The sequence below is a fragment of the Sinomonas humi genome, assembly GCF_000802235.1.
Classification (GTDB): Bacteria; Actinomycetota; Actinomycetes; order Actinomycetales; family Micrococcaceae; genus Sinomonas; species Sinomonas humi.
This window is the reverse complement of record NZ_JTDL01000001.1, coordinates 24,356-33,577: the sequence shown is the minus strand read 5'-3', so window position 1 is coordinate 33,577 and position 9,222 is coordinate 24,356. Positions and strand designations below refer to the sequence as shown.

General features: G+C 65.7%; 9 protein-coding genes. 5 read left to right on the top strand and 4 right to left on the bottom strand.

What is annotated here, in order from left to right:
• The 3 genes from LK10_RS00165 to LK10_RS00155 form a co-directional block, all read right to left on the bottom strand.
• Window positions 1–918 (bottom strand): pyridoxal phosphate-dependent aminotransferase (locus LK10_RS00165; RefSeq protein ID WP_043119212.1); only part of this gene is annotated, 918 nt, incomplete at its 3' end.
• Between the two features lie 140 nt (window positions 919–1,058).
• The gene (locus LK10_RS00160) at window positions 1,059–2,051 is read right to left on the bottom strand and encodes a patatin-like phospholipase family protein (RefSeq protein ID WP_081998164.1); all 993 of its coding nucleotides are present in this window, start codon (window positions 2,049–2,051) and stop codon (window positions 1,059–1,061) included.
• A gap of 207 nt (window positions 2,052–2,258) precedes the next feature.
• Entirely contained in the window at window positions 2,259–2,990 is a 732-nt protein-coding gene (locus tag LK10_RS00155; protein WP_052206739.1) for a helix-turn-helix transcriptional regulator, read from the bottom strand.
• A 174-nt stretch (window positions 2,991–3,164) separates the two neighbouring features.
• Here LK10_RS00155 and LK10_RS00150 point away from each other — a divergent pair, with 174 nt between their 5' ends.
• Genes LK10_RS00150 through LK10_RS00130 form a run of 5 tightly spaced genes read left to right on the top strand, consistent with a single transcriptional unit; the run spans window position 3,165 to window position 8,331 of the window.
• Window positions 3,165–4,505, top strand: a complete 1,341-nt coding sequence (locus LK10_RS00150; protein WP_231567526.1) for an MFS transporter — start codon at window positions 3,165–3,167, stop codon at window positions 4,503–4,505.
• Between the two features lie 48 nt (window positions 4,506–4,553).
• Complete coding sequence (locus LK10_RS00145) at window positions 4,554–4,946, top strand: RidA family protein (protein ID WP_043119198.1); 393 nt, start codon at window positions 4,554–4,556, stop codon at window positions 4,944–4,946.
• 2 nt (window positions 4,947–4,948) lie between these two features.
• Window positions 4,949–6,256 (top strand): type III PLP-dependent enzyme domain-containing protein, encoded by a 1,308-nt coding sequence (locus tag LK10_RS00140; RefSeq protein WP_197061815.1) that lies wholly within the window; start codon window positions 4,949–4,951, stop codon window positions 6,254–6,256.
• A gap of 44 nt (window positions 6,257–6,300) precedes the next feature.
• Entirely contained in the window at window positions 6,301–7,899 is a 1,599-nt protein-coding gene (locus tag LK10_RS00135; RefSeq protein ID WP_231567527.1) for an N-acyl-D-amino-acid deacylase family protein, read from the top strand.
• 3 nt (window positions 7,900–7,902) lie between these two features.
• The gene (locus LK10_RS00130; RefSeq protein WP_043119196.1) at window positions 7,903–8,331 is read left to right on the top strand and encodes a rhodanese-like domain-containing protein; all 429 of its coding nucleotides are present in this window, start codon (window positions 7,903–7,905) and stop codon (window positions 8,329–8,331) included.
• A gap of 9 nt (window positions 8,332–8,340) precedes the next feature.
• Here the strand turns inward: LK10_RS00130 and LK10_RS00125 are convergent, their stop codons facing one another.
• Window positions 8,341–9,171: a DNA-formamidopyrimidine glycosylase family protein gene (locus tag LK10_RS00125; protein WP_043119195.1), complete on the bottom strand. Its 831-nt coding sequence runs from the start codon at window positions 9,169–9,171 to the stop codon at window positions 8,341–8,343.
• Between the last annotated feature and the right edge of the window lie 51 nt (window positions 9,172–9,222).

The following is a 9,222-nucleotide window of genomic DNA, read 5'->3' as shown; positions in this document are numbered from 1 at the left end:
GAGTCCGCAGGCGGCATCCCGGCGCTCGCGCAGTACGTCCAGCATCTGCTGCACGGGTTCCTGGGGGCCGCGGAGTGCTTCGATGCCGCCCCACTGCACGTAGTGGGTCGTGCACGACTCGTCATTGGTGTTGAGCGTGCTGAGCACTTTGGCGATTTCGGGCGGGGCGACCGCGCAGCCGAGGCGGGAGCCCGTCATCGCGAACTTCTTGCTGAACGTGTAGAGGATAACCGTGCGCTCCGCCATGCCGGGGAGCGATGCGATCGAGCTCGAGACACCCTCGTAGCGCGTCTCGAAGTAAGCCTCGTCCGAGAGCACCCAGAGATCGTGCTCCAGCGCGAGCTGAGCGACCGCCTCGCGCTCGGCCGCCGTCGACTCGGCCGAGATCGGGTTCTGCAGGTCGTTGTAGATGATCGCGACCGTGTTTGGGGTGATCGAGGCGCGCACCTGGTCGAGATCGATGGCGAAGCCCTCGCTCGTGGGCAGGTAGCGGTACGGCACTGCCGTTCCGCCGAGGTACTCGATCTGCGATTCGTAGATCGGGAAGCCGGGATTCGGGTAGAGCACCTCCTGGCCGGGGTTCATGACCGCCTGCAGGAACTTGGTGATGACCGGCTTGCCGCCCGTCATCACCACGACGTTGTCCGGAGAGAATTCGATGCCACGACGCGATCCGAGGTCCTCCGCGAGGGCTTCGCGCAGCTGCGGGATCCCCGGGCCCGGGCAGTAGCCCGTGTACCCATCCGCGATCGCCCGGTTCATGGCCTCGATGATGTGCGGGGCCGTCGGGATGTTGATGTCCCCGAGGTGGAAGGGGTACACCCGGTTCCCCTGAGCCTTCCACGCCGCCGCGGCTTGTGCGACGCTGAAGGCAGTTTCAGTGCCCAGCCGTTCGAGCCGGTTCGCGAGTTGCTGCATACTTTTCCACTCCTCGTCGAGTTGAAGATCGATCCCTTGCAGGGTTTCCAAGTCTAGTATGGAACTAATATATCAAGCTTGCATCTTCCATTGTCGTGGACCTCTGCGAGGGCGTAGCGGAGCCCTCGCAGATGGTGCCCTCAGTCGAACGTCAGGCGGGCTGCCTCCCGCCTGCCTTGGGCGAAGCCCGCACGCGCTGCAGGTATGCGGGTAGCGAGATCCATCTGGTTCGTGCCCATCGCCACGACGGAATCGGCGTCCGGCGTGATCACTTCCACGCGGCTGCCCTGCCGCCGGAGGGCCTCGACCTGGCTCGTCAGGTCTGTGCCCCATTCCGGCGATCGGCGCAGGCCTTCGAACTGGCCTTCCGGGGCCGGCCCGCTCCGTCCGCCGAACGGCGAGAGTACGACGACGTTCGCGTAGCCCGCAGCAAGGTCAGCATTGTCGGTGGAGCGGACGCCACCGTTGATGTAGTGAGTGCCGTCGATGCTGTGCGTGGCGCCTAGGCCGGGCATCGCTGTGCTCGCGGTGACGGCGTCTGCCAATTCGACGCCGGAATTGCGGTCGAAGGCAACCAGCTCACCGGTGTGAGCGTTGACCGCCACTACGACCATCGGCTTTTCTGGCCATTCAGCGCGAGGCAGTCTTGAGGCGACAATTGCCCGTCGCCGTCCACCGTCCGGCGGGAATTTGGAGTCGCTTTCGAGGCCAAACGCGCCCATTGCCCGCTGTAGATCGGCGGCAGAGGTGGCGGCGGCGCCAATGGCACGGATTCGCTCGAAGGCCGCTTCCATCGCAAACGCCGGCGGTGCTTGCCGATTCTGCCCGCCCGGTCGGACCGGTGCAGACAGCACCGATGCCAAAAGCTCAGCTGGCGCTATTCCGCTGCGCACCTGTGCTGCCGCGGTGGCCCCCGACGAGGTACCGATCACCAGATCCGCGGCTTCTGCAAGATCGACGCCGGCTTCGGCGAGGCCAGCGACTATCCCGATAACCCACGCATTTCCGGCCGCTCCGCCGCCGCCGAGGACCAGGGCGAGGTTGTGCGAACGGGACGCGGGCTCCGCCGGGTCGGGCACGGAGGATCGGTCATTGGCTCCGGTCGGAGGGAGCGATTCGTGAAATTGAGACATGTCTTGATCCCTTTCAGGGCGTCCGAGAAATGGGCACCCGAGGACCGAAGACGAAGAAGCTCTAGAGGCTCCAGCGTGAGGGTGTGAGTGCCCGACTGTAAACGAAAATCGCCACTCACCTCCTTGGACACGGCGCTACGACAGCGCTTCTGACGAAGTCAGCTCGAACAATAGCCCGCACGGAGCCTTCCCGCAAACGGTGGAGGGTTATCCGGCGGCTTTTTCCGCTTCCTGATTCCGGGCCTCATCGAGGTATGCATATGCGGTGACCCGAGAGATGCCGAGGCGGGCGGCAATGCTTTCAACGCCCTTTCGCATTTGCAGGACTCCCTGCTGGTCCAGCTTGGTGAGGACTGCGATGCGGTCGTCGCGGCTCATCTGGTCCACAGGCTTGCCGATTTCTCGAATTGCCTCGGCAACCATCGCATCCATCACCGCTACGAGATCCCGTCCGAAGAACTCGTTCGGGCGCTCCGGAACGTCGGTGGAGGGCTCCCCGATCAACCCGTCGAGCAGCCCTCGCATTCGTTGGATCATGCTGACATCGAAGTTGATGCACAAGGCCGCGATGATGCGCCCGGCCGAGTTTCGGAAGTACACGGACGAGCACCGGAGCTCGCGTCCGTCGCTCGTCAATCCCCGATACCCGAAGGCGTTGTGGTCGGCTCCCTGATCGTGAAGCACACTGGCCCCGAGGCTGCTCGAGGGGCCGCCCACTTCACGTCCCGTTACGTGGCCATTCTCTATTGCGGCGATGGTGTGGCCGAGATCGGGGTCGGGAGCCGAAAGGTCGTGCAGCACGACTTCGCAGCCTGGGCCGACGGCGGCGGCCACAGCGTGGATGACCGGGCGGAACACCGCGAGGATCTCGTCCACTGACTCGTAGGTCCCCATATGGGCAAGCGCGTCCAGAGACGGCTGGGACAGGCTCGCGGTCATGATGCTCCCCTCACTCAAAAGCAATGTTACGAGTCCCGTAGTCATAGACAAACCGTACGGGTCGTAGACATACTGTTCAAGTGGGTGCTAGCTTACCGATCGGACTTGCGGGCCGGCAGGGTAGCCGGAATCAAAAGCAGCACCGAAATCTGGACCTAGGGTAAGGAGGCTCTTGTGGTACGGACAGAGCAGGAACAACGGGCGTCATGGAGGACGGCGATTCCGGCGAAGCAGCGCCGCGTAGTCGCGGGCGGGGCAATCGGCACGCTCATGGAGTACTTCGATTACTACCTCTACGGCCTGGCCTCGGCCACCGTCTTCCCAACGGTTTTCTTCCCCAACAGCAACCCGGTGGTGGGAACGCTCTCGTCATTCGCGAGCTTCGCCTTCGGATTTCTCCTCCGCCCGATCGGCGGCCTCGTCTTCGGCCATATCGGCGACCGCATGGGCCGCAAGACGACTCTGATGATCACCGTCGTCGGCATGGGCATCTCCACTGCCGCTATCGGCCTCATTCCCTCGGCCGGCACCATCGGAATAGCCGCACCCATCCTGCTTCTCTTCTTCCGGATGCTTCAGGGACTGTTCGTCGGGGGTGAGATGGGAGGCGCAGCAGCCCTCGTCGTCGAGCACGCTCCCGCAGGCCGTCGCGGGCTCTTCGGAGCCCTGCTGATCAGCGGCGCCGGCGTCGCCAACGTGGCTTCTGCTGGTCTGATGGCTGCCTTTGGCGCTGGTTCCCACTCGTTCTTCATCACCTGGGGCTGGCGAATTCCCTTCGTGTTCGCCCTCGTCCTCGCCATCATCGCCGTGATTCTCCGCTCCAAGCTGGACGAATCCAACGAATTCAAGGACCTCGCCGCAGCCCGTGCCCTGAATCAGGAGAAGGGCAAGTCCCCCCTCAGGGAGGTCTTCCGCCACCCGAAGAATGCGATTCTCGGGATCCTGATCGGCCTGCCGCAGAGCATCGCTGGGTACCTCGTGCTGACCTTCGGCCTTGCCTTCATGGTCTCCAAGGGCACTCAGGCGCAGGTGGGATTCATCGGCACGATGATTGTCGGGGTCCTGCAGATCTTCGCCGCGCCACTGTGGGGGAGCCTCTCGGACAAGATCGGGCGCCGCAAGACCTACATCGGCGCGTGCATCGCCTTCGCCCTTCTGATCTACCCCGCCTTCGCGCTCTACGGAACTGAAACGGCCGTGCTCATCTGGCTCGGCATGGTTATCGGCTTCGTCATCCCTGGCGTCGCGATGCAGGGCACCCTTCAGACAATGCTCGTTGAAATGTTCGACGTCGAAGCGCGCACCACGGGCGTCAATATCGGCTACCAGATTTCGAACACCATCGGCGGTGGCTTCGCGCCGCTCATCGCTACCGCTCTCTCCGCCGCCTTCGGCAGCGTGTGGCCCGTCATCATCTATGCTGCTGCGATCGCGCTCATCGGCATTATCGGCACCGCCTACGCCTCGCTCCGCCCGGATGTCGAGAATGCGGGCCGGTTGTACGAGCCGAAGTGAGCCCGCAGTCTTCCCCGTCCGCCTAACGAATTGAAAAGGAACGAATCCATGACTGTCACGACCAAGACCGCTGTCCGCACCACTAACGCTCCCCAGCCGGCGGGCCCCTACAGCCAAGGCATTGAGGCAAACGGCTTCTTCTACACGGCTGGATTCGGTCCGCAGAACCCGGCAACGGGCGCTGTGGCGGACGACGTGGCCGAGCAGACCCGCCAGGTGCTGCGCAATGTGCAGGCCGTCCTTGCCGAGCGCGGACTCACTATGGACGACTGCGTGAAGACCACCGTGCACTTGGCCGATCTGGCGGATTTCGCCGAGTTCAACGAGGCTTACAAGGAGTTCTTCTCCGAGCCTTACCCCGTCCGGACCACGGTTGGCTCGCAGCTCGCGAACATCCTGGTCGAGATCGACGTCGTCGCCGCTCTGCCTGACGGCAAATGAGCATGTCCGCAGCGACGGGAGCGCTTCGGCTGGAGGAGCTGGGGAGCGAGCGCCTGTCCGCACGCGACAAGGGGATTCCCGCGCGGGCGTTCGGCCTGACGGTGGATGAGTTCCTCGCGAGCGAGCCGAGGCTCTCGGAGTTCTGGACTCCTCTTGTGGCCCTCGACAATGATGCGATCGAGAACAACCTGCGCGTCATGGCCCAGTGGAGCGCGTCCCATGGGCTCGAACTGATGCCCCACGGCAAGACCACCATGGCCCCTGCGCTCTGGCAGAGGCAGCTCGATGCCGGGAGTCTCGGCATCACCCTCGCCACTATGGGGCAGGTCCGGACGGCGCGAACCTTCGGGCTGAACTCCATCATGCTCGCCAACGCCGTCGTCCACGACCGCTCGCTGCGCTACCTCGCCGCTGAGCTCGCCGATCCGGAGTTCCGCTTCGTCTCGTGGGCGGATTCGGTTGCGACCATCGACGAGATGGAGCGAGCCCTTCGCGCGGCCGGCACCCCACGGCCCGTCGACGTCTGCGTCGAGCTGGGGGCGGAAGGCGGCCGCACGGGAGCTCGCACCATCGCCGAAGCAGTTGAGGTCGCCGAGCGGGCGGCAGCATCCGACGTCGTCCGTCTGGCCGGCGTCGCCGGCTACGAGGGCTCCCTCGCCCATGACCGGACCGAAGCCTCGCTCGACGCCGTGCGCGCATATCTTCGGCGACAGGTCGAGCTGCACGAGTCGCTGGGCGCTCTCTACGACGGTGAGGGCGAGATCTACGTGACCGCGGGCGGGAGCGCCTACTTCGACGTGGTTGCGGAGGTCTACGCGGACGCGATGGCGGCCGACGAGGGGACTCTGTGGACCCTGCGCAGCGGCGCCTACATTACCCACGACGACGGGTTCTACCGGCGGGTCTCGCCGCTCGACGAGGGCGGAAGTCAGGGCGCGGGTTCGTTGGCCTCTGGTCGGTTCCGTTCCGGGATGCGCGGAATCGCACGGGTGGTTTCCCACCCCGAACGGGGGCTCGCGTTGCTCGACGGCGGCAAGAGGGACTTCCCGTTCGACGAGGGACTCCCGGTCCCGCGGCAGTCGGCCGCACATCTGGGTGACGAGTGGTCGGCACTCGAGGGCGCATCGATCCTCGCGATGAACGATCAGCACAGCTACCTCGGCCTTGGGGAGCAGGACGTCGCCCTGGGCTCCGTCGTCGCGCTCGGCCTGTCGCATCCATGCACGACGTTCGACAAATGGCACTACCTCCCCGTGGTGGCATCACAGGACGACGATCGCGTCGTCGACCTCGTCCGCACCTTCTTCTGACCATCAGCCGGCACTCGCGAAAGGGCCCAAGAATGCGATTGGTGATGCGCGGCGGAACTGTCGTCGATCCAGACGGAATGCGGCACGCCGATGTTGCCATCGAAGGCGAGACCATCACCGAGATCGGCGAGATCCCTGTGGGGCCGGATGACCGGATCATCGACTGCCGAGGCCGCTACATACTGCCTGGATTCGTTGACACCCACTCGCACGCCGACGGCTTCGTCGAGGACGCGTCAGTACAGCGTTCCCTGCTGAAGCAGGGAGTCACGACGGCGATCGCGGGGCAGGACGGCGTGTCCTACGCGCCGGGGGACGGGGCGTACGGGAGCGAATACTTCGCTGCGATCAACGGCGCGCACCCCGGATACTCGGGGGGAGGCGTCGCCGCATACCTCGCCGGTGTTGAGGGGCGGTCCCGCCTCAACTTCGCCTATCTGGTCCCTGCGGGAACCGTGCGATGGGAGGTCTGCGGCCGCTCGAAAGCGCCTGCGGACGAGGCGCAGCGTGCGGCCATGGTGGAACTTGTCGAGCAGGGCATGCGTGAGGGGGCGGTCGGTCTCTCCACGGGGCTCGACTACGTCCCGGGCCTCTTCGCCACTACCGACGAGATTGGCGCACTGTGTTCGCCCGTCGCCTCGGTGGGCGGCGTCTACGTGACGCATATGCGCGGTGGATACGAGGCGAATTCTGCTGCTGGTGTCGAAGAGATCGCTCGTATCAGCGCCCTCTCCGGCGCCAGAGTCCACATCTCGCACTTCCACGCTCAGGCGGAGATCGTGCAGGAACAGCTCGAGGCCCTTGCGCGCGCCGGGGTCGATGCCACCTTCGACGCCTACCCCTACACCCGGGGATGCACTCTGCTGGGCATGCCGTTGCTCCCGCCGGAACTCTCGGTGCTCCCAGCCGAGGCTGTCGTCGAAGCCATCCAGGACCCGGCCGAACGAATAGGCCTGCGACGGGACTGGTTCCCCGCCGTCGAACGCAACGCAAGCCTCGGCCCCGGATGGCCCTCGATGATCACCCTCGCGCACATCGCGGCACCCGCCTTCGCGTGGGCGCACGGACTCACCCTCGACGCCGCCGCTGCAAAGGCCGGCGCAGACCCCATCGACTTTGCCCTCGACCTGCTGGCAGCCTCCCGTCTGCAGGTGAATGCCGTGATGGCGGTGCCCCACGAACGCGGGGTTGCCGAACTCGCCCGCATCTTCTCGAATCCTGCACACATGGGGGGCTCTGATGGCATCTTCATCGGGGCACATCCACACCCTCGCGCCCGCGGCACCTTCGCTCGCTACCTTCGCGAATTCGTGCGGGAAACCTCGACCTGGTCGTGGCCGGAGGCGGTACGCCACCTTTCGGCGGCACCCGCTGCACGCTTCGGCCTAGGACGACGAGGCCGAGTAGCCCCTGGCTGGATAGCCGATCTCATCGTCGTCGACCCGGAGGCTGTGCGCGACACGGCCACCTATGAGCGTCCGCTGGGCGAGGCCGTGGGCATCGACGACGTCGTGGTGGCCGGTGAGCAGGTACTGAGCCGCGGCGCCCTCGGTGAGAGTAAGCCGGGACGGGGTCTGAGGCGCCAGTCTGCGTCCGCGTCCCTCGTCGAACCGACCCGTCGTCTTGAGTCTGCTGGAGAGTAGCCCATGGTTTCGCGTGAGAGCCTCCTCGCGTACGTCGAAGCGAAGCTCGCGTACGAAATCGATGCTGTTGCCGCTCATCGGGCCCAGGCGGACGGCACTGCCGTGATAGTCGATACCCGCAAGCAGCTCTCGTGGGACCACGGCCACATCGCCGGTGCCCTTCACCTGCCCAAGGATGCGAGCCTTGCCGCTCTGCCCTTCGGCCGCACCCTCATCGTCTACGGATGGGGTCCGGGCTGCAACGGCGCGACGACGGCTGCGCACCGCCTGCTCGCCGAAGGCTTCGAGGTGCGCGAGCTGATCGGCGGCTACGAATACTGGGTGCGGAATGGATTTGCCGTGGAGCGGGGTGGCTCGGTGGAGTGGGGTGGTTCGACGGTGCAGCACGCCGCCGATCCACTCGTCACCGCCGAATTCGAGGAGCGCCCCTGAACGCGGGGCTCAGTGCTGGGGCGGCGGCTGGCAGCGCGGGCAGAAGTAGATGTCCCGCTCTGAGACGCCGCCCTCGCCGAGCACGCCGTGCTGGATTCTCGTGTGGCAGCGTCGGCAGGGCTGCCCCGCGCGCCCATAGACCCACGAGTTGCCCCGCGGGCCGAATCCGCCGGTTGTATTCCGGGACCCTCGATTGCGGTTGACCTCCAGCAGTCGCTGGGCCATCGCCACGAGGCCTGTGAGGTCACGGACTTCCGAGACGGGAGTCGCCGGATGGACACGCGCGAGGAAGCACACCTCGTTCCGGTAGATGTTGCCGATGCCGGCGAGGTTGCGCTGGTCGAGGAGCGCCAGGCCGATCGGCCGGTCGGGCTGGGCACGAAGGTTCGCTTCGGCAAGGGCCGGGTTCCAGTCTGCGCCGAGGAGGTCGGGGCCGAGATGGCCGACGACGGTCTGCTCCTCCGCGGTCGGGATCACCTCAAGCACGCCGAGAGAGAAGCCGACGGCGCTCGTACCGTCCTCGGTGCGGAGCACGACGCGGGCGGTGTGCGCTGGCTTCCGCCAACGTTCGCCGGCGCCGTAGACCTGCCAGCTTCCCTCCATCTTCAGATGCGAATGGATGCTGAGCGGTGCCGAGCCTGCGCTCGGATCGGCGTCTTCGGGAGGGGAGAGTCGGTGGAGCAGATGCTTTCCCCGCGAGACGACGTCGAGGATGGTCCACCCCGCGAGGTCGAGGGTCGCAAACGAGGGCACGCGGAAGTCAGTCTGGGCGAGGCGCTTCCCCGCGAGGGCTGCATGCATGCGGGTTGCCGCCTGCCATACGTTGTCGCCTTCAGGCACAGCCAGCTCCGCTGGTCTTATCAGGCACAGCCAGCTCCGCTGGTCTTATCA